This window comes from Kitasatospora sp. NPDC053057 (genome assembly GCF_044546945.1).
Lineage (GTDB): Bacteria > Actinomycetota > Actinomycetes > Streptomycetales > Streptomycetaceae > Kitasatospora.
Genome location: NZ_JBITZP010000030.1, coordinates 81,558 through 99,821, shown reverse-complemented (window position 1 = coordinate 99,821; position 18,264 = coordinate 81,558). Strand labels below are relative to the sequence as shown.

Genomic DNA, 18,264 nt, shown 5'->3' with positions numbered 1-18,264 from the left:
GCTTCGGTGCGCAGGGGGTTGATCTCGGAGACGGCGCCGACGAGCGTGGTCTTGCCGACACCGAAGCCGCCCGCGATGACGATCTTCGCGGAGGTCGTGGCGCGGGCGGGTCCGTTAGAGCTTGCGAAGTCCACTGAGGACCCTTTCGAGCAGCGTGACATCGGGCGTTCCGCCCGACTCGCCCGCGGCGGCGGGCTGGTGGATGGCGACGAGACCGGCCTCGGCCAGGTCGGCCACGAGGATGCGGGCCACACCGAGCGGCACGCCGGCCAGTGCGGAGATCTCCGCGATGGACTTGACCTCACGGCAGAGGTTCACGATCCGGGCGTGCTCGGGCAGCAGCCCGGTGGTGCGCTCGGCCGAGCCCGTGGTCGAGATCAGGGCCTCGATCGCGAGCTGGTACCGGGGCCGGGTCCGGCCGCCGGTCATCGCGTACGGGCGGACCAGCGGCTGCTGCTCGTAGCCGTCGGACTGCTGCCCGCCGTAGCCGCTGCCGTACCCGTTGCCGTACGGGCCGGCGGGTGTCGAGGGCGGGGTCATGGGTCCTCCTTGTGCTGCAGCCTTGGGCAGCCGGTTCCAGCTGGGGCGGTGCCAGCTGAGGCGGGATCAGCTGCCTGAGGGTAGCTGAGGGTGAGGCGCCGGGGCCGGTCGGGTCGGACCCGGTGCGGGGTGGAACGGTGGGAGATCCGCGTGGGTTCCGGTCAGTGCAGGAGACTGCCCTGGAGTTCCGCGCGGAGTGCGGGGGTGAGGACGGCGCCGGCTCGGTCGACGAGCAGGGCCATTTCGTAGCCGACCAGGCCGATGTCCGAGTCGGGTGCGGCCAGGACGGCGAGGGCGGAGCCGTCGCTGATCGCCATCAGGAAGAGGAACCCGCGTTCCATCTCGACGACGGTCTGGTTGACCTCGCCGCCTTCGAAGATCCGGCTGGCGCCGGAGGTGAGGGAGGTGAGGCCGGAGGCGACGGCGGCGAGCTGGTCGGCGCGGTCACGCGGGAAACCCTCGGACATGCACAGCAGGAGGCCGTCCGCGGAGACCACCACGGTGTGGGACACCCCGGGGGTGTTGTCCACGAAGTTGGTGATCAGCCAGTTCAAGTTCTGTGCGGCCTGGCTCATCTGGTTCAACTCAACGCTCCTGGTGATCTGCGCCGTTGCCGTCGGTCCGGCCACCGAAACTATCGAATCCGGGCTGCTGGGCACCATGCTGGAAGCCCGGCGAGTTGGCGGCCTGCTCGGCCCCGGCCCGGCGACCCTGCTGGATGCCGCGGCGCAGGTTGGTCAGGCGGCCGCGGACCTCCTCGGGGGCCCGGGAGACCTGGGGACCGGTCAGCGGTGAGGCCTCGGCGGTGCCGGAGACCAGGTTGGCCTGCGGGGTCCGCCGGGGGAGGCCGGACATGGTGACACCGCTGGTCGAGGGCTCGCGGACCTGCTCGGCACGGCGCCAGCGCTCGTCGTTCGCGGACGGGCGCCAGGGCGCGTCACCGACACCCTGCTGCGGCTGGCCCTGCTGCGGCTGAGCCTGCGGGGCCTGCTGCTGCGGGGCCTGGGGCTGAGCCTGCCGGGGCTGCTGCTGCGGGGCCGGCTGCGGCCGGTCCTCCTGCTGGAACTGCGGCGCGGAGGTGCCGGGCCGACGCGGCTGGTACGCCCGGGGCCGGGCCTGCTGCGGGCCCTCGGCCTGCTGCGGGTACCAGGGCTGCTCGCCGGTGGCCTCGGACGGGCCGGTCGGCAGCGCCATCGGCTCCTGTCGCTGCGGCTGCTGGGGCTGCTGCTGGACCGGCTGCGGCTGGCCCTGCTGCGGCTGGGCCGGGTAGGGCTGGACCGGCTGCGGCACGTTCGGCAGCACCGGCTCCACCAGGCCGAGGCCCAGCGGGTCACGCGGGTCGATCTGGCTGGCCTCGAAGCGCGGCCGGGCGAACTGCTGGGTGCTCTCCATCGGCGCCGGCTCGGCCGACGGCAGCGGCTGGGGCTGCTGCTGCGGGGGCAGCTGCGGCTGACGGCCCTGCTGCGGCGCGTCCGGGCCGGGACGCTGCGGACGGCGCTGGCCCTGCGGACCCTGCTGGCCCTGCGGACCCTGCTTGCCCTGGGGGCCCTGACCCTGCCGACCGGGGGTACCGGGGGCACCGGGGCCCGGACGGCCGGGGGCGCGCTGCGGCAGGCCGTCCTGCGGACGGTTGCCCGGACGGGCACCCTGCTGCGGGGCGCCGGGCCCACCCGGACGGCCGTGCTGCGGCTGCTCGCCGGTCCGCGGGGCCGGGGCGCCCGGACCGCCGTCGGGGCGCGGACGCTCCTGGCCGGGGCGGCCCTGGCCGCGGCGCGGCAGATCGTTCGGGCCGCCCTGCGGCGGGCCCTGACGGCCGGGGGCGCGCTGCGGCAGACCGCCCTGCGGCGACTGCTGCTGCTGACCCTGCGGAGCCTGCTGCTGCTGGCCCTGCTGCTGGCCCTGCTGCGGCTGCCCCTGCTGGGCGGGCGCCTGCTGGCCCTGGCCGCGTCGGCCGGGCTGACCCGGTCCCTGGCCGCGACCCTGCTGCTCCTGCCGGCCCGCCGGAGCCGGGTTCTCGCGCAGCGACTGGCCGACCTGACGGGTCGGAAGCCCGCCCAGCCCACCGGCGCGGCCGCCGGGCGCACCCGGGCCGGTCGGCGCGGCAGGGGCCGCGGGAGCGGCCGGGGCGGCCGGACCGCCCTGGCCGAGCTGCGGACGGCCGCCCTGCGGGGCACCGCCGGACGGGCCCTGGCCGAGCGCGGCCGGACCGTTCTGGCGGCCGGGCGACATCTGGCGCTGCTGGCGCGGCGTCGGGGCGGCCCCGCGCTGCTGCTTGCCCGGGCCGCCGGGGCCCGGACGGCCGGGGGCCCGGCGCTCGGCGGAGTTGGTGACGTCGACCGGGAGCATGACCAGCGCGGTGGTGCCGCCGGAGTCGCTCGGGCGCAGCTGGATCCGGATGCCGTGTCGCAGGGACAGGCGGCCGACCACGAAGAGGCCCATGCGGCGGGAGACGGAGACGTCCACCGTCGGCGGGTTGGCCAGGCGCTCGTTGATCTCGGCGAGGTCGTCCGGGCTGAGGCCGATGCCGGTGTCGTGGATCTCGACCAGCACCCGGCCGTCGGGCAGGGCGTGGCCGGTGACCCGGACGCGGGTCTGCGGGCTGGAGAACGAGGTGGCGTTCTCCAGTAGCTCGGCGAGCAGGTGGACGAGGTCGTTGACGACGCGGCCGGCGACCTCGGCCGACGGTACGGCGGCGAGCTCGATGCGCTCGTACTGCTCCACCTCGGAGGCGGCGGCGCGGAGCACGTCGACCAGCGGGACGGGGCGGGTCCAGCGGCGGCCCGGGTCCTCACCCGCGAGGACGAGGAGGTTCTCACCGTTGCGGCGCATGCGGGTCGCGAGGTGGTCCAGCTTGAAGAGGTTGGCCAGCTGGTCCGGGTCGGCCTCGCGGCTCTCCAGCTCGGAGATGAGCGACAGCTGGCGCTGGATGAGGCCCTGGCTGCGGCGCGAGAGGTTGGTGAACATCGCGTTGATGTTGCCTCGCAGGAGGGCCTGCTCGGCGGCGAGGCGGACGGCCTCGCTGTGCACCATGTCGAACGCGTGGGCCACGTGGCCGATCTCGTCGGTCGAGTCGACGGCGACCGGTTCGACCGTGGTGTCGACGTCGTGCGGGTCGCTCTCGGAGAGCGTCTTGACCAGCTCGGGCAGGCGCCGCTCGGCGACGTCCTCGGCCGCGGTCTGCAGACGGGTCAGCGAGCGCACCATCGAGCGGGCGATCAGACCGGCGCCGCCGAGGGCGACGAGCAGGGTCAGGGCGACGGCGGCACCGATGATCAGGGCCTCGGTGTCGGCCTGGGACTGCAGGTCCTGGGCCTTTCCGTCGAGGTCCTCGATCAGCTTGGACTCGATCCGGCGCTCGGCGGTGATCTTGCTGTTGGCCTTCTCGTACCAGTCCTTGTACGTGACCGGCTCGGTCTGGTGGATACCGCCCGGCTGGAGGATCGAGCGCGAGTAGCGGTCCGCCTCGGCGACCACGTTGTTGTAGCTCAGCTGACCGCGCAGGTTGTCCAGGTCGTGCGCGGTGTAGATGTTGTTGAAACTGTTGAGCGCGTTGTCGTACGTGGTGCGCAGGCGGATGCCGAAGGACTCGTCGCTCGCGCTCAGGTCCGGCCCCTTGGGGTTGGCCAGACCGGCGCTGATCAGCGCGCGCTGCTGCGAGGTGGCGTCCTTGGCCAGCGAGAACTGCTGCAGGGCGCGGGTGGCGACCAGCAGGTCCTTGTTGTTGGAGGCGAGCGCGATGTCCTGGGTGATGCCCAGCAGGTCGCCGATGATCACGTCGTAGGCGGTGATCGTCGCCTGGATGTTCTGGTTGTTCTGGTACGGCGTGTTGCGCGCGTCCGCGATCGAGTTCAGGTCCTTGCGGATCTGGAACAGCAGCGCCTTCCCACCGGAGAGTTCGAGGTTCTCGAACTTGTCCGAGGAGGCGGTGAAGGTGCGGCTGAGGTCGTCGGTGGCCTTGCGGGCGGCGACGATGTCGTCGTCCAGCGGGTCGTTCGGCTTGTTGGTGATGTAGCCGGCGCTGATGTCCCGCTCGGTCTGCAGGGCGTCCGCGAGGTTGGTCGCCTTCTTGGCCAGGTCGGACAGGTTGGCCATCTGGGCGAGTTGCTGTGAGTTGTCCAGCGAGGTCTGGATGCGCAGGCCACCGAGGACCAGCGAGACCAGGACGGGCAGCGCGAGCAGCGCGATCAGGCGGGTCCGGATGCGCCAGTTGCGCATCGCGAGCCGACTCAGACCGGTGGCGCGGCGCCTGGTCAGGGTGGTCCGGAGCTTGCCCCGGGTGGACTTGCGTTCCTGGCCGTCGTCCTCCGGGCCCCCGGCGGCCTCGGGCGTCACCGGGTCGGTCGGGCCGCCGAGGGCCGCCGCCTGCTGAGGGGCTGCCACAGGCTCGCGCGACTCCGGGTCACCCGCGGCGCCGCTACCCCTTTTGAAACGTCCCTGCACTGGCGTCGCAACCTCTGGACCGGGCGTCCCGCCGCGTCGCCACGGCCTGGACGGTGTCGAGTTTCCATCCGCACCCCGGCCGGTCCGGGAGAGCGGGTCGCCGGGGTGGACTGCTCCCTACCCACGGTCCGTGGCATTCCAGCACAGCGAGGGAATCCCAACAAGGGCCGCCGGGGCCAGCCGTCGGGTACTACCGAACGCATGCGCGATCTCACTGACTGTGCGGTAACCGGACCGGAATACCGCCTTTTTCGGACACTCGCCGGAGACATGCCAACGGGACCCTAGATCGAAAAGAGTCGCAGACCTGCTGGAATGCCCGTTCTGTGCAGAATGTCGGGAAATTCCGATGCGGCGAAATGTCGGTTATCGGTGATTTGCTCCGCAATTTGTGAGCAAAATCACAGACTAATGTGTAGCTTTGGTCACGGCGTCTGTGGAATGAGATCTCGTAACCTGGCTGTCTCTGGAGCACGGCCCCGATCAGCCTGCCCAGAACCCCTCCGAATCAATCGGAATCACTCCGGCCGGTGCGGATCCCTGGCGATCCGCCCGGCCACGACCACGAGGTGCTCTCGATGTCCCTGGCGAAGAAGGCCACCAAGTCCACGCTGTCCTGCCGCTCCACGGCGAACCCGCGCCGGACCACGCTGGCCTCGGTCGAGGACTTCAGCAAGATCCCGGGCGCCCGCAAGCCCGAGGACGTCCTCACCTACGGCACCGAGCTGCCGGCCGTCACGGCCAACCCGCGCCGTACCCAGCTGATGGTCGCCCCGGTCGTCACCGTCCGGGACTGATCCGACCAGTGCTGCACCGAGGGCGCCGTGGACCCGCACCAGCGCGGTCCGCGGCGCCCTCAGCCGTGACTCGCCCGCTCGCCTCCCGGGCGCTCCTGGCCCGGCGCCGACGGTCGGCGCTCCCTCGCTTCTCCCTTTCGGCGCCGGCGCGCCCTTCGGCTCGGGGCAGGTCCATCCCAACCGCACTGAACCGGGGCAAAGCGGTCGGGAGGGGCCCCACGCGATAGCCTGGACGTCGATTGACGGGGCCGCGCCCGGTACGGGCGAGGCGCCCGAGCAGCGCCCGGGGGCGCCCCGGGCGGCCGACGAAGCGAGGGGTAGCCCAGCCGTGCGCATTGCCAGGTTTTCCGTCCGGGAAGGGAGCCCTGCCGCCGGCAGCGTCTCCTTCGGCGTGGTCGAGGGGGACCCTTCCCAGCCCGACTCGCTGGTCGTCCACGCGCTGGCCGGCCACCCGTTCGGCCAACCCCAGCCCACCGGCGAGAGCTACCGCTTCCAGGACGTCAGGCTGCTCAGCCCGATGCTCCCCAACAAGATCGTGGCGGTCGGCCGCAACTACGCGGCGCACGCCGCCGAGCTGGGCAACGACGTCCCGGACCTCCCGCTCACCTTCTTCAAGCCGTCCACCTCGGTGATCGGCCCGACCGAGAACATCGCGTACCCGCCGTTCTCCTCGGACGTCCACCACGAGGCCGAACTCGCCGTGGTGATCGGCCGGATGTGCCGCGAGGTGCCGCTGGACCGGGTGCCCGAGGTGATCCTCGGCTACACCTGCGCCAACGACGTCACCGCCCGGGACGTCCAGCAGCGCGAGGGCCAGTGGGCGCGGGCCAAGGGCTTCGACACCGCCTGCCCGCTGGGGCCGTGGATCGAGACCGACCTCGACCCGGGCGACCTCGCCATCACCTGCACGGTCAACGGCGAGCTCCGCCAGACCGGCCGCACCTCCCTGATGATCCGCTCGGTCGCCGAGCTGGTCGTCCACGTCTCCGAGGCCATGACGCTGCTGCCCGGCGACGTCATCCTCACCGGCACGCCCGCAGGGGTGGGCCCGCTCAACGTCGGCGACGAGGTCGCCGTCTCCATCGAAGGCATCGGCACTCTCACCAACAAGGTGATCAAGCGTGGCTAACACTGACCCGGCCGTCCGGGTTCGCTTCTGTCCGTCCCCGACCGGCAACCCCCACGTGGGTCTGGTCCGCACCGCCCTCTTCAACTGGGCCTACGCCCGCCACAACGGCGGCACGCTGGTCTTCCGGATCGAGGACACCGACGCGGCCCGCGACTCCGAGGAGTCGTACGAGCAGCTGCTCGACGCGATGCGCTGGCTCGGCTTCGACTGGGACGAGGGCCCGGAGGTCGGCGGCCCGCACGAGCCGTACCGCCAGTCGCAGCGGATGGACGTCTACGCGGACGTCGCCCGCCGCCTGCACGAGGCCGGACACGCCTACTACTGCTACTGCAGCACCGAGGAACTGGACGCCCGCCGCGAGGCCGCCCGCGCGGCCGGCAAGCCCTCCGGTTACGACGGCCACTGCCGGAACCTGACGGACGACCAGGTCGCCGTCTACAAGCTGGAGAAGCGCGAGCCGATCCTGCGCTTCCGGATGCCCGACAAGACCATCGCGTTCGACGACCTGGTCCGCGGCACGCTCAGCTTCGAGCCGGAGAACGTGCCGGACTACGGCATCGTCCGGGCCAACGGCGCCCCGCTGTACACCCTGGTCAACCCGGTCGACGACGCCCTGATGGGCATCACCCACGTGCTGCGCGGCGAGGACCTGCTGTCCTCCACCCCGCGCCAGATCGCGCTGTACGCGGCGCTCGCAGAGATCGGCGTCGGCACCGGTGCCACCCCGCGCTTCGGCCACCTGCCGTACGTGATGGGCGAGGGCAACAAGAAGCTCTCCAAGCGCGACCCGCAGGCCTCGCTCAACCTCTACCGCGAGCGCGGCTTCATCCGCGAGGGCCTGCTCAACTACCTGTCCCTGCTGGGTTGGTCGCTGGCCGACGACCGCGACATCTTCGACATGGACGAGCTGATCGCGGCCTTCGACATCGCCAAGGTGAACTCCAACCCGGCCCGCTTCGACCTGAAGAAGTGCGAGGCGATCAACGCCGAGCACGTCCGCAAGCTGGCTCCGGAGGACTTCGTCCGCCGCCTGGTGCCGTACCTCCAGGCCCCCGGCCTGCTGCCGGCCGAGCCGACCGCCGAGCAGCTGGACCTGCTCGCCCGGATCGCGCCGCTCACCCAGGAGCGGATGGTCGTGCTCGGCGAGATCGTGAACATGGCCGGCTTCCTGTTCGTCGACCCGGCCGACTTCACCGTCGACCCGGACGACGCCGCCAAGGTGCTGACCGCCGACGCCCGCCCGGTGCTGGAGGCCAGCATCAAGGCGCTGGAGGAGCTCGCGGACTTCACCCCGGAGCCGATCCAGGCCGCGCTGCGCGCGGCGCTGGTGGAGGGGCTGGGCATCAAGCCCAAGTTCGCCTTCACGCCGCTGCGGGTGGCCGTCACGGGCCGCCGGGTCTCGCCGCCGCTGTTCGAGTCGATGGAGCTGCTCGGCCGCCCCGAGACGCTCCGCCGGCTGCGCTCCGCCCTGGACGCCCTGCCGGCCGCCTGAGGCCGGACGGACGGGCCGCTGAGCAGCCCGCGGGCCCGGCTCCGTGCCGGGCCCGCGGCGCACCCGGAGGTCATCCGACGGCCTCCCGGCCGCTGCCTGCGGTTATCGATTTTGGAGCCAGGGCAGACGTCGGGTAATGTTCTTTCTGCGCCGCCCGGGAGGGAACGGACGAGGGAGCGAAAGCCCCCTCGGAACGGGACCGACCGAGAGGCGCAACACCTGAGAAGGCCCCCAGTCGGGGTTCAACTCTGGTGGGGTATGGTGTAATTGGCAGCACGACTGATTCTGGTTCAGTTAGTCTAGGTTCGAGTCCTGGTACCCCAGCGCTGTACGATCGGCAACGGTCGCACCGCAGTACAAATGAAGATCCAAGCCCCCGTTGTGTAGCGGCCTAGCACGCTGCCCTCTCACGGCAGTAGCGCCGGTTCGAATCCGGTCGGGGGTACTGATCCCGCAAGGGATCACCTGGAAGCCCCCGTTGTGTAGCGGCCTAGCACGCTGCCCTCTCACGGCAGTAGCGCCGGTTCGAATCCGGTCGGGGGTACTTCAGAGCAGGAAGCCGGTGGGCTCGCCCATCGGCCCTTGCTTTGTGTTGGGGTATGGTGTAATTGGCAGCACGAGTGATTCTGGTTCATTTAGTCTAGGTTCGAGTCCTGGTACCCCAGCCAGAAAATGGAAAGGCCCCGCCCCGCGGGGTCTTTTTGCTTTGCCCCCGAATGCTTTTGAAGGGCCCCGCTCGACTTCGAGCGGGGCCCTTTTCGTTTTCGGTGGGGGAATGGGGGGTGGGGGAGTGGGGTGGGGGATTCGGCCGGGTCAGCTCCGGCGCAGCGCCTCGGTGAGCCGGTTCGCGGCCTCGATGATGGCCTGGGCGTGCAGCCGACCCGGGTGGCGGGTCAGCCGCTCGATCGGGCCGGAGACGGAGACGGCGGCCACCACGCGGTTGGAGGGGCCGCGCACGGGCGCGGAGACGGACGCGACGCCCGGCTCCCGCTCGCCGATCGACTGGGCCCAGCCGCGCCGCCGGACGCCGCTCAGCGCGGTGGCGGTGAAGCGGGCGCCCTGGAGGCCGCGGTGGAGTCGCTCGGGCTCCTCCCAGGCCAGCAGGACCTGGGCGGCCGAGCCGGCCTTCATCGGCAGGGTGCTGCCGACCGGGACGGTGTCCCGCAGGCCGGAGAGCCGCTCGGCGGCGGCTACGCAGATCCGCATCTCGCCCTGGCGGCGGTAGAGCTGTGCGCTCTCGCCGGTGACGTCGCGCAGGTGGGTCAGGACCGGGCCCGCGGTGGCGAGCAGCCGGTCCTCGCCCGCCGCGGCGGAGAGTTCGGACAGGCGGGGGCCGAGGATGAAGCGCCCCTGCATGTCCCTGGTGACCAGACGGTGGTGTTCGAGTGCGACGGCGAGTCTGTGGGCCGTGGGGCGCGCCAGACCGGTGGCGGCGACCAGCCCCGCCAACGTGGCGGGGCCCGACTCCAGTGCGCTCAGCACCAGAGCGGCCTTGTCGAGAACGCCGACGCCGCTAGTGTTGTCCATGCCCTAAGACTGCAGTCTCATTCCGCGAGACGCAAGTTCAATCTTCCGGGAAAAGCGCCACTCTGGATGCAGCAGCCCGGGAGACATCCAGGATGTGACCTCGACAGAGTGTCCGCATCGTGGACAGCGATCCGGCGTGCAGGTTGCGCGAACGCGCCCGCACTGGGCGGCGCAAGCGTTTACCCGACGACACGAGAAGGCCGGCAACGCGGCCGGCTGGAGGGAATCCGATGGGACGGACACTCGCAGAGAAGGTCTGGGACGACCACGTCGTGCGGCGCGCGGAGGGCGAGCCCGACCTCCTGTTCATCGACCTGCACCTGCTCCACGAGGTCACCAGCCCGCAGGCCTTCGACGGGCTGCGGCTGGCCGGCCGCAAGGTCCGCCGCACCGATCTGACGATCGCCACCGAGGACCACAACACCCCGACCCTGGACATCGACAAGCCGATCGCGGACCCGGTCTCCCGGGTGCAGCTGGAGACCCTGCGCCGCAACGCGGCCGAGTTCGGCGTCCGGATCCACTCGCTCGGCGACGTCGAGCAGGGCGTGGTGCACGTGGTCGGCCCCCAGCTCGGCCTGACCCAGCCCGGCACCACCGTGGTCTGCGGCGACTCCCACACCTCCACCCACGGCGCCTTCGGCGCGCTGGCGTTCGGCATCGGCACCAGCCAGGTCGAGCACGTGCTGGCCACCCAGACCCTGCCGCTGGCGCCGTTCAGGACCATGGCGATCACCGTCGAGGGCGAACTGCCCGAGGGCGTCACGGCCAAGGACCTGATCCTGGCCGTCATCGCCAAGATCGGTACCGGCGGCGGCCAGGGCTACGTCCTGGAGTACCGCGGTTCGGCGATCCGGAGCCTGTCCATGGAGGCCCGGATGACCGTCTGCAACATGTCGATCGAGGCGGGCGCCCGGGCCGGCATGATCGCCCCGGACGAGACCACCTTCGCGTACCTCCAGGGCCGCCCGCACGCCCCTCAGGGCGAGGACTGGGACGCCGCCGTCGAGTACTGGCGGACCCTGGTCACCGACGAGGACGCGGTCTTCGACCACGAGGTGTTCATCGACGCGAGCGAGCTGACCCCGTTCGTCACCTGGGGCACCAACCCCGGCCAGGGCGCCCCGCTCGGCTCCGAGGTCCCCCACCCCGAGGACTTCGCCGACCCGCAGGAGCGCGTCGCCGCCGAGAACGCCCTGAAGTACATGGGCCTTGAGGCCGGCACCCCGCTGCGCGAGGTCGCCGTCGACGCCGTCTTCGTCGGCTCCTGCACCAACGGCCGGATCGAGGACCTGCGCGCCGCCGCCGCCGTCCTGGAGGGCCGCAAGGTCGCCGACCGGGTACGGATGCTGGTCGTCCCCGGCTCCGTCCGGGTCGCCCTGCAGGCCGTGGAGGAGGGCCTGGACCAGGTGTTCACCGCCGCCGGGGCCGAATGGCGGCACGCCGGTTGCTCGATGTGCCTGGGCATGAACCCCGACCAGCTCGCCCCCGGCGAGCGCTGTGCCTCCACCTCGAACCGCAACTTCGAGGGTCGGCAGGGCAAGGGCGGCCGCACCCACCTGGTATCCCCGCAGGTCGCCGCCGCGACCGCCGTCCTGGGCCGCCTGGCGTCCCCGTCCGACCTGTCCGACCGTTTCGCCGACGTCGCCGTGGAGGCCTGAGCCATGGAGAAGTTCACCACCCACACCGGCCGGGCCGTCCCGCTGCGCCGCAGCAACGTGGACACCGACCAGATCATCCCGGCCCATTGGCTCAAGAAGGTCACCCGATCCGGATTCGAGGACGGGCTGTTCGAGGCCTGGCGCAAGGACGAGTCGTTCATCCTCAACCGGCCCGAGCGCCGGGGCGCCACCGTCCTGGTGGCCGGCCCCGAGTTCGGCACCGGCTCCTCCCGCGAGCACGCCGTCTGGGCGCTGCAGAACTACGGCTTCCACGCGGTCATCTCCTCGCGCTTCGCGGACATCTTCCGCGGCAACTCGCTGAAGAACGGCCTGCTGACCGTCGTACTGCCGCAGGAGACCGTGGAACGACTCTGGTCGCTCACCGAGAGTGACCCTTCGGCCGAGATCACCGTTGATCTGGAGAAGCGCGAAGTCCGGGCCGAAGGCGTCACCGCGCCCTTCGAACTGGATGACAACGTCCGGTGGCGGCTGCTCAACGGCCTGGACGACATCAGCATCACCCTGCAGAACGAGGCCGACATCGCCGCCTACGAGGCGACCCGTCCGGCGTTCAAGCCCCGTACTCTGCCGGTCTCCTGAGTTCCCCTCAGAACAAGCATTCTGACGATCCACTGGATGGCCCGCGCTCCCCCTCGGGGGGGCCGGGCCATCCGGCGTTCCGGAGCGCGAGTTAGCGCCGGGTCCTCCCCGGATTGCCCATTCGGCTTTGCGGAAGAGGGCCCCGCGCAAGTACAACTGCGGGTAGATGGCACAATCAGTACATGCACCGGCACCATGAACCTCCGTACGCGGGTGGCGAACCCGCGTCCGAGGAGTCCAGGGGCCGGGGATCCGAACGCCGAATTGACGATCGGCCGGACGTCACCTCCGCAACACCAGCTGAGGCGTCGGACGACCCGGAAGTCGCAGCGCTCTACGCGCTCGTGGCCGAGCGGTTGAAGCAAGCTCACGCCCGCGTGCATGCGCTGAACGTGTCTGTCGATGCAAAGACCGCTCTCACCCGTCAACTGCTCATCGTCACGGAGACCGCCAAGCGCGATCTTCCGGAGGCGGCAAGGCGGTTGAGTCGCTTTGTACATGACCTCGACGAGGGGCACCCGCCGCTCGACTGAGGTCGCGGACGCGCAAATCCATTGCGACACTAGGGTGATTCGCGCGTTTGGTAATTGAAAGTCCGCAGATACATACCTAACGTGCGAAAAGAACGGATGGAATCATCCGGCGCCCGTTTCCGAAGGGGAAGACGTGAACAAGGCTCAGCTTGTCGAAGCGGTGGCCGAGCAGCTGGGCGGTCGCAAGGCTGCCGCAGAGGCCGTCGACGCAGTGCTCGACACCATGGTCCGTGCCGTTGTGGCCGGTGACCGGGTTTCGGTCACCGGTTTCGGCACCTTCGAGAAGGTGGAGCGCTCCGCGCGCTTCGCCCGCAACCCGCAGACCGGCGAGCGGGTCAAGGTCAAGAAGACCTCGGTCCCCCGCTTCCGTCCGGGCCAGGGCTTCAAGGACCTGGTCAGCGGCAGCAAGAAGCTGCCGAAGGAAGGCCCCTCGGTGAAGAAGGCCCCCAAGGGCTCCCTCACCCCGGGCAAGACCGGTGTCGCCGCGACCCCGGCCGCCAAGCGTGCCGCCACCAAGCGCGCCGCCACCGCTGCCGCCGCCGCCCCGGCCGCGACCAAGAAGGCCGCCGCCAAGAAGGCGACCACCACGGCTGCCGCCAAGAAGACCACGGCCACCGCCGCGAAGAAGGCGACCGCCACCAAGAAGGCGACCACCGCCGCCGCCGCCAAGAAGACCACGGCGACCGCGACCAAGAAGACGGCCGCCGCCAAGAAGGCGACCACCACCGCCGCCGCGAAGAAGACCACGGCCACCGCCAAGAAGGCGACCGCCACGGCCAAGAAGACGGCGCCGGCGAAGAAGACCGCCACCCGCAAGACCACCGCGCGCAAGACCTCTGCCAAGTAAGTCCCGCGCGACTGTCCTCGGACGGCCTTCGGCTCAGAGCCGCGGCACCCCCTTCCGCGAACGCGGAGACCGGGTGGCCGCGGCTCTTTCGATTTCCGGGCGCTTAGTCAGGATTCGACGGCAGCCGTCGGCCGGGCGCGGAAAACCGCGGGACCAGCGGGAACGGAGCCGGAGTCCGGCGGGGTCAGCGCCCGTCGGCGGGGTCGGGGAAGGTCTGCAGGGTCACGAAGACCACCCGGCGGGCCTCGCCGGTGCCCTCGGTGCGGATCCGCACCCGCTGGCCGGGCCGCAGCAGCCGCAGGCCGCCGGCGTCGAAGGCGGCCGCGTCGAACGGCACCGGGGTCCCGTCGTCGAGCAGCACGGAGCCGGCCCGGGTGGCGGGGTCGAAGGTGAACGCGGTGGCCTGCATGCCAGCAGCATAGCGAGCGGCCGCAGCGGGCCCGCTGGTCAGGAGCGCTCCGGGAACGGGCCGGGAACGCGTCGGACCCGGGTCAGGAGCGGCTCATACGGGCGAACAGCGCACTGGTGTACGGGCCGAGACCGAGCGTCGCCGCCTCGCCGAGGTCGGTGCCGGTGTCGACGTCCCGGCGCACCGACTCCACGCCCGCCAGGCGCAGTTCGAGCGCCCCGCCGGCCGCGTGCCGGGCCCGTGAGCCGTCCCCGAAGGCGGGGGAGAGCGGACGGCCGGGGGCGCTGGCGAGCAGCGTGGTGCCCAGGCCGGGGGAGTCGGGCAGGAAGGCCCGGCCGTCCGGCGGCACCGCCCCCAGCACTCGGGCGAGTTCGGCCGGGCGCAGGGCCGGCAGGTCCGCCGAGAGGGCGGCCAGCGGTGCCCGCGGGGCGAGCGCCAGGGCGGCCGAGGCGCCGTGCGCCAGCGCCCGGTTGAGGCCGCCGCCGGGTTCGTCCGCGACCACCACGGCGCCGAGCGCGGCCAGCCGGGCGCCGGCCGTGGCGTCCCGGGTGACCACCAGGACGCGCGCGACGCCCGGGGTGGCCAGCGCGGCGGTGACCGTGTCGAGGGCGAAGGACAGAGCCAGGCCGGCCCGGTGCGGCCCCGCGTACGGGGCCAGTCGGCTCTTCGCCAGGGCGAGCGGCTTGAGCGGCAGCACCAGCGACCAGTCGGCGGCGGGTGCGGCGGGCGCGACGGGCCCGCTGGGGCGTACGGTGTCCTGGGTCATCGGCGTCATTGTGACGCCGGTCCCGGAGCCCTCGCCAGGCCGTCCGAGCTGTGCGGACGTGCGTTTGATCACGCCCGCCCGGCGGGTTGGCGCGGCCGCTCGACAGCCGGTGAGCAGGCGGGCGACACTGTTCCGCGCCCGTGCGCCGGGCCCCGGTCGCAGCGGTGCGCGGCACCGGGAGGCAATGACCGCGGCACCCCACGTGCCGCATCGAAAGAGAAGGAGCTGGGGTGGCCCGCCGCTCGTACGCCAAGTTCGGCAACGCCGACTACGGCATCTGGTACCGCTTCGCGGCCGTGCTGGTGAAGCCGGTGACGACCGCCCTGGTGAAGCCCGACTGGCGGGGCTGGGAGCACATTCCGAAGCAGGGCGGCTTCATCGCCGCGGTGAACCACAATTCGATCATCGACCCGGTGATCTACGCGCACTGGCAGTACAACAGCGGGCGTCCGCCGCGCATTCTCGGGAAGTCCTCGCTGTTCTCGGTTCCCTTCATCGGATTCATGCTCCGCAAGACCGGCCAGATTCCGGTGTTCCGCGAGTCCACCGACGCCGCGCAGGCTTTCCGGGCCGCGATCGACGCCGTCAACAACGGCCAGTGCGTGCAGTTCTACCCGGAGGGAACGCTCACCCGGGATCCGGACCTGTGGCCGATGACCGGCAAGAACGGGGTCGCCCGGGTCGCGCTGATGACAGGTGCGCCGGTCATCCCGGTCGCGCACTGGGGCGCCCACGAGATCATCCCGCCGTACGGCCGGGGCGGTTACGGCAAGGGCAAGTTCAACCTGTTCCCGCGGCACCGGGTGACCGTGGCGGCCGGGCCCGCGGTGGACCTGAGCAAGTACCGGGGCCAGGAGCTCACCGCCCAGGTGCTCAACGACGCCACCGAGGACATCATGGCGGCGATCACCGCGGTGCTGGCCGAGGTCCGCGGCGAGCAGCCGCCGGCCGAGCGCTACGACATGCGCAAGGCCGCCCGCGAGCGGGCCGCCGCCGCGCAGGCCGAGCGCCACCGGGCCAAGGGCGGCCCGGGCGACAACGACGGTCAGGGGGCGGGCCGGTGACCCGCTGCGCCGTGATGGGGACCGGCTCCTGGGGCACCGCGTTCGCGATGGTGCTGGCCGACGCGGGCTGCGAGGTCGTGCTGTGGGCCCGCCGCCAGGAACTGGTGGACGCCGTCAACACCACCCACGAGAACCCGGACTACCTGCCGGGCGTCCGGCTGCCCGACTCCGTCCGGGCCACCACCGACGCCGCCGAGGCGCTGGCCGGCGCCGACTTCGCGGTGCTCGTGGTGCCCTCGCAGACGCTGCGCGACAACCTGGCCGCCTGGGCGCCGCTGATCGAGCCGCAGACCGTGCTGGTGAGCCTGATGAAGGGCATCGAACTCGGCACCGCCAAGCGGATGAGCGAGGTCATCGACGAGGTCACCAAGGTCGGCCCGGAGCGGGTCGCGGTGGTCAGCGGGCCCAACCTGGCCAAGGAGATCGCCAACCGGCAGCCCGCCGCCAGCGTGGTGGCCTGCACCGACGAGGCGGTCGCCAAGCGGCTCCAGGCGGCCTGCCACACGCCGTACTTCCGGCCGTACACCAACACCGACGTGGTCGGCTGCGAACTCGGCGGCGCGGTCAAGAACGTGATCGGCCTGGCCGTCGGCATGGCGGCCGGCATGGGGCTCGGTGACAACACCAAGGCGACGCTGATCACCCGTGGGCTGGCCGAGACCACCCGGCTCGGCGAGGTGCTGGGCGCCGACCCGCACACCTTCGCGGGGCTGGCCGGGATGGGCGACCTGGTCGCCACCTGCTCCTCGCCGCTGTCGCGCAACAACACCTTCGGCATGAACCTGGGCCGGGGCATGTCGCTGGCCGAGACCATCGCGGCCACCCGGCAGACCGCGGAGGGCGTCAAGTCCTGCGAGTCGGTGCTGGACCTGGCCCGGCGCAGCGGGGTCGACATGCCGATCGTCGAGGCCGTGGTGGACGTGGTGCACAACGGGCGGCCGACCCAGGAGGCGCTGCAGGCGCTGATGTCGCGCTCGGCCAAGGCGGAGCGGCGCTGAGCGCCGAGGCGAGGGGCGCCCGAGCACGACAGGGACGTCGCGGCATGGGCTCTCCGGGAAGGCGTTGACTTCCCGGAAACACGTCGCACGGTAGTCTCGAACGCGATATGAGCATCGAACAGTCCTCCCCGAACCCGTCCGCCCCGAAGCCGCGCGTGGCGCTGGTCTTCGGCGGGCGCAGCTCCGAGCACGCGATCTCGGTCTCCACCGCGGGCAGCGTTCTCCGGGCGATCGACCGTGACAAGTACGACGTGCTGCCGATCGGCATCACCCACGAGGGCCGCTGGGCGCTGACCAGCGACGAGCCGGCCCGGATGGCGATCACCGACGGCAGGCTGCCGGACGTGGCGCACGTCGCCGAGGCCGTCGACGGGCAGGTCGCGCTGCCGGTCTCCCCGGGCAGCCGTGAGGTGCTGCTGAGTTCGCCGGGCAGTGCCCCCAAGGCCCTCGGCGAGGTCGACGTGGTGTTCCCGCTGCTGCACGGCCCGTGGGGCGAGGACGGCACCCTGCAGGGCCTGCTGGAGCTCTCCGGCGTCCCGTACGTCGGCAACGGCGTGCTGGCCAGCGCGGCCGGCATGGACAAGGAGTTCGCCAAGCGGATCCTGGCCTCGCACGGTCTGGGCGTCGGGCACTACACGATCGTGCGGCCGCGCGACTGGGAGACCGAGCAGGGCCGCGCCGCCGTGCGCGAGCGGGTCGCCGAGCTCGGCCTGCCGGTGTTCGTGAAGCCCTGCCGGGCCGGTTCCAGCATCGGCATCACCAAGGTCCGGGACCTGGCCGACCTGGACGCCGCGATCGAGGAGGCCCGCCGGCACGACCCCAAGCTGATCATCGAGGCGGGCGTGTCCGGCCGCGAGATCGAGTGCGGCGTGCTGGAGTTCGAGGATGGCCCGCGGGCCAGCGTCCCGGCCGAGGTGCTGGTCGGCGAGGGCTTCGACTTCTACGACTTCGAGGCCAAGTACATCGACTCCTCCGAGGTCCGGATCCCGGCCGAGCTGACCGACGAGGAGGTCGCGGAGATCCGGCGCCAGGCGGTGGCCGCGTTCGAGGCCTTCGGCTGCGAGGGCCTGGCCCGGGTGGACTTCTTCCTGCTGGAGGACGGCAGCTGGATGATCAACGAGATCAACACCATGCCGGGCTTCACCCCGATCTCCGCCTACCCGAAGATGTGGGACGCCAGCGGCGTCTCGTACGCGGAGCTGATCGACCGGCTGCTGCAGAGCGCGCTGCGCCGTTCGACCGGCCTTCGGTAGCGGATCCGGACGCGTCGCGGGGGGGGGGCCGGGGCCCCCCCCCCCGCCCCCCCCCCCCGGCCCCCCCCGGGGGGGGGGGGCCCCCCCCCCCCCCGCGGTGTGGTGTTCGGCCGGCGGGGGCGGCGCCGGGGTGCCCCCTGCCCGGCGGCCGCCCGGCCCGGGGCCCCGGCGCCCCGGGCGGGGGGGGGGGCCCCCGCCCGGGGGGGGG

Annotated in this window: 16 protein-coding genes, 4 tRNA genes and 1 pseudogene; 14 read left to right on the top strand and 7 right to left on the bottom strand. The window is 72.0% G+C overall.

All coding sequences use genetic code 11. The features are described from left to right. The 4 genes and pseudogenes from ACIG5E_RS27570 to ACIG5E_RS27555 all read right to left on the bottom strand — a co-directional run. Nucleotides 1-134 (bottom strand): annotated as a pseudogene (locus tag ACIG5E_RS27570) (ATP-binding protein); the annotation flags it as partial. Then, nucleotides 115-540: a DUF742 domain-containing protein gene (locus ACIG5E_RS27565; RefSeq protein WP_030291321.1), complete on the bottom strand. Its 426-nt coding sequence runs from the start codon at nucleotides 538-540 to the stop codon at nucleotides 115-117. The gene ACIG5E_RS27565 and the pseudogene ACIG5E_RS27570, both read right to left, overlap by 20 nt. 161 nt (nucleotides 541-701) lie before the next feature. After that, a complete protein-coding gene (locus ACIG5E_RS27560) occupies nucleotides 702-1,115 on the bottom strand; it encodes a roadblock/LC7 domain-containing protein (RefSeq protein WP_030291361.1) in 414 nt (137 codons plus the stop codon). 10 nt (nucleotides 1,116-1,125) lie between these two features. Further along, a complete protein-coding gene (locus ACIG5E_RS27555; RefSeq protein ID WP_396537704.1) occupies nucleotides 1,126-4,920 on the bottom strand; it encodes a nitrate- and nitrite sensing domain-containing protein in 3,795 nt (1,264 codons plus the stop codon). A 590-nt stretch (nucleotides 4,921-5,510) separates the two neighbouring features. Here ACIG5E_RS27555 and ACIG5E_RS27550 point away from each other — a divergent pair. The 7 genes from ACIG5E_RS27550 (at nucleotide 5,511) to ACIG5E_RS27520 (ending at nucleotide 9,066) form a co-directional block, all read left to right on the top strand. Beyond that, on the top strand, nucleotides 5,511-5,777 hold the full coding sequence (locus ACIG5E_RS27550) for a hypothetical protein (RefSeq protein ID WP_396537702.1): 267 nt from the start codon (nucleotides 5,511-5,513) through the stop codon (nucleotides 5,775-5,777). 328 nt (nucleotides 5,778-6,105) lie between these two features. After that, complete coding sequence (locus tag ACIG5E_RS27545) at nucleotides 6,106-6,906, top strand: fumarylacetoacetate hydrolase family protein (protein ID WP_396537700.1); 801 nt, start codon at nucleotides 6,106-6,108, stop codon at nucleotides 6,904-6,906. Next, complete coding sequence (gene gltX / locus ACIG5E_RS27540; protein WP_396537698.1) at nucleotides 6,899-8,398, top strand: glutamate--tRNA ligase; 1,500 nt, start codon at nucleotides 6,899-6,901, stop codon at nucleotides 8,396-8,398. The genes ACIG5E_RS27545 and gltX overlap by 8 nt, the downstream gene beginning before the upstream one ends. A 252-nt stretch (nucleotides 8,399-8,650) precedes the next feature. Then, nucleotides 8,651-8,722 (top strand) — tRNA-Gln (locus ACIG5E_RS27535). A 48-nt stretch (nucleotides 8,723-8,770) separates the two neighbouring features. After that, nucleotides 8,771-8,843 (top strand) — tRNA-Glu (locus ACIG5E_RS27530). 26 nt (nucleotides 8,844-8,869) lie between these two features. Beyond that, nucleotides 8,870-8,942 (top strand) — tRNA-Glu (locus ACIG5E_RS27525). Between the two features lie 49 nt (nucleotides 8,943-8,991). After that, nucleotides 8,992-9,066, top strand: a tRNA-Gln gene (locus ACIG5E_RS27520). 145 nt (nucleotides 9,067-9,211) lie between these two features. On the opposite strand, the gene ACIG5E_RS27515 is transcribed toward ACIG5E_RS27520, so the two are convergent. Next, nucleotides 9,212-9,925, bottom strand: a complete 714-nt coding sequence (locus ACIG5E_RS27515; RefSeq protein ID WP_030246527.1) for an IclR family transcriptional regulator — start codon at nucleotides 9,923-9,925, stop codon at nucleotides 9,212-9,214. A 230-nt stretch (nucleotides 9,926-10,155) separates the two neighbouring features. Between ACIG5E_RS27515 and leuC the strand changes: the two genes are divergently transcribed. From leuC to ACIG5E_RS27495, 4 genes are all read left to right on the top strand, one after another. Continuing rightward, a complete protein-coding gene (gene leuC / locus ACIG5E_RS27510) occupies nucleotides 10,156-11,586 on the top strand; it encodes a 3-isopropylmalate dehydratase large subunit (protein WP_396537696.1) in 1,431 nt (476 codons plus the stop codon). 3 nt (nucleotides 11,587-11,589) lie between these two features. Continuing rightward, nucleotides 11,590-12,186, top strand: coding sequence for a 3-isopropylmalate dehydratase small subunit (leuD, locus tag ACIG5E_RS27505; RefSeq protein ID WP_396243729.1), 597 nt, complete (start codon nucleotides 11,590-11,592; stop codon nucleotides 12,184-12,186). Nucleotides 12,187-12,368: 182 nt separating this feature from the next. After that, on the top strand, nucleotides 12,369-12,719 hold the full coding sequence (locus ACIG5E_RS27500) for a hypothetical protein (RefSeq protein WP_396537694.1): 351 nt from the start codon (nucleotides 12,369-12,371) through the stop codon (nucleotides 12,717-12,719). A 133-nt stretch (nucleotides 12,720-12,852) separates the two neighbouring features. Then, a complete protein-coding gene (locus ACIG5E_RS27495) occupies nucleotides 12,853-13,566 on the top strand; it encodes an HU family DNA-binding protein (protein WP_396537692.1) in 714 nt (237 codons plus the stop codon). Nucleotides 13,567-13,750: 184 nt separating this feature from the next. Here the strand turns inward: ACIG5E_RS27495 and ACIG5E_RS27490 are convergent, their stop codons facing one another. Beyond that, nucleotides 13,751-13,975, bottom strand: a complete 225-nt coding sequence (locus ACIG5E_RS27490) for a hypothetical protein (RefSeq protein ID WP_030288047.1) — start codon at nucleotides 13,973-13,975, stop codon at nucleotides 13,751-13,753. An 82-nt stretch (nucleotides 13,976-14,057) separates the two neighbouring features. Then, nucleotides 14,058-14,741, bottom strand: coding sequence for a 2-phospho-L-lactate guanylyltransferase (gene cofC / locus ACIG5E_RS27485; RefSeq protein ID WP_396537690.1), 684 nt, complete (start codon nucleotides 14,739-14,741; stop codon nucleotides 14,058-14,060). A gap of 230 nt (nucleotides 14,742-14,971) precedes the next feature. Here cofC and ACIG5E_RS27480 point away from each other — a divergent pair, with 230 nt between their 5' ends. The 3 genes from ACIG5E_RS27480 (at nucleotide 14,972) to ACIG5E_RS27470 (ending at nucleotide 18,056) form a co-directional block, all read left to right on the top strand. Next, nucleotides 14,972-15,805: a lysophospholipid acyltransferase family protein gene (locus ACIG5E_RS27480; protein ID WP_396537688.1), complete on the top strand. Its 834-nt coding sequence runs from the start codon at nucleotides 14,972-14,974 to the stop codon at nucleotides 15,803-15,805. Nucleotides 15,806-15,819: 14 nt separating this feature from the next. Continuing rightward, nucleotides 15,820-16,803 (top strand): NAD(P)H-dependent glycerol-3-phosphate dehydrogenase, encoded by a 984-nt coding sequence (locus tag ACIG5E_RS27475; protein WP_396537716.1) that lies wholly within the window; start codon nucleotides 15,820-15,822, stop codon nucleotides 16,801-16,803. 107 nt (nucleotides 16,804-16,910) lie between these two features. After that, on the top strand, nucleotides 16,911-18,056 hold the full coding sequence (locus ACIG5E_RS27470) for a D-alanine--D-alanine ligase family protein (RefSeq protein ID WP_396537686.1): 1,146 nt from the start codon (nucleotides 16,911-16,913) through the stop codon (nucleotides 18,054-18,056). The last annotated feature ends 208 nt before the right edge of the window (nucleotides 18,057-18,264 follow it).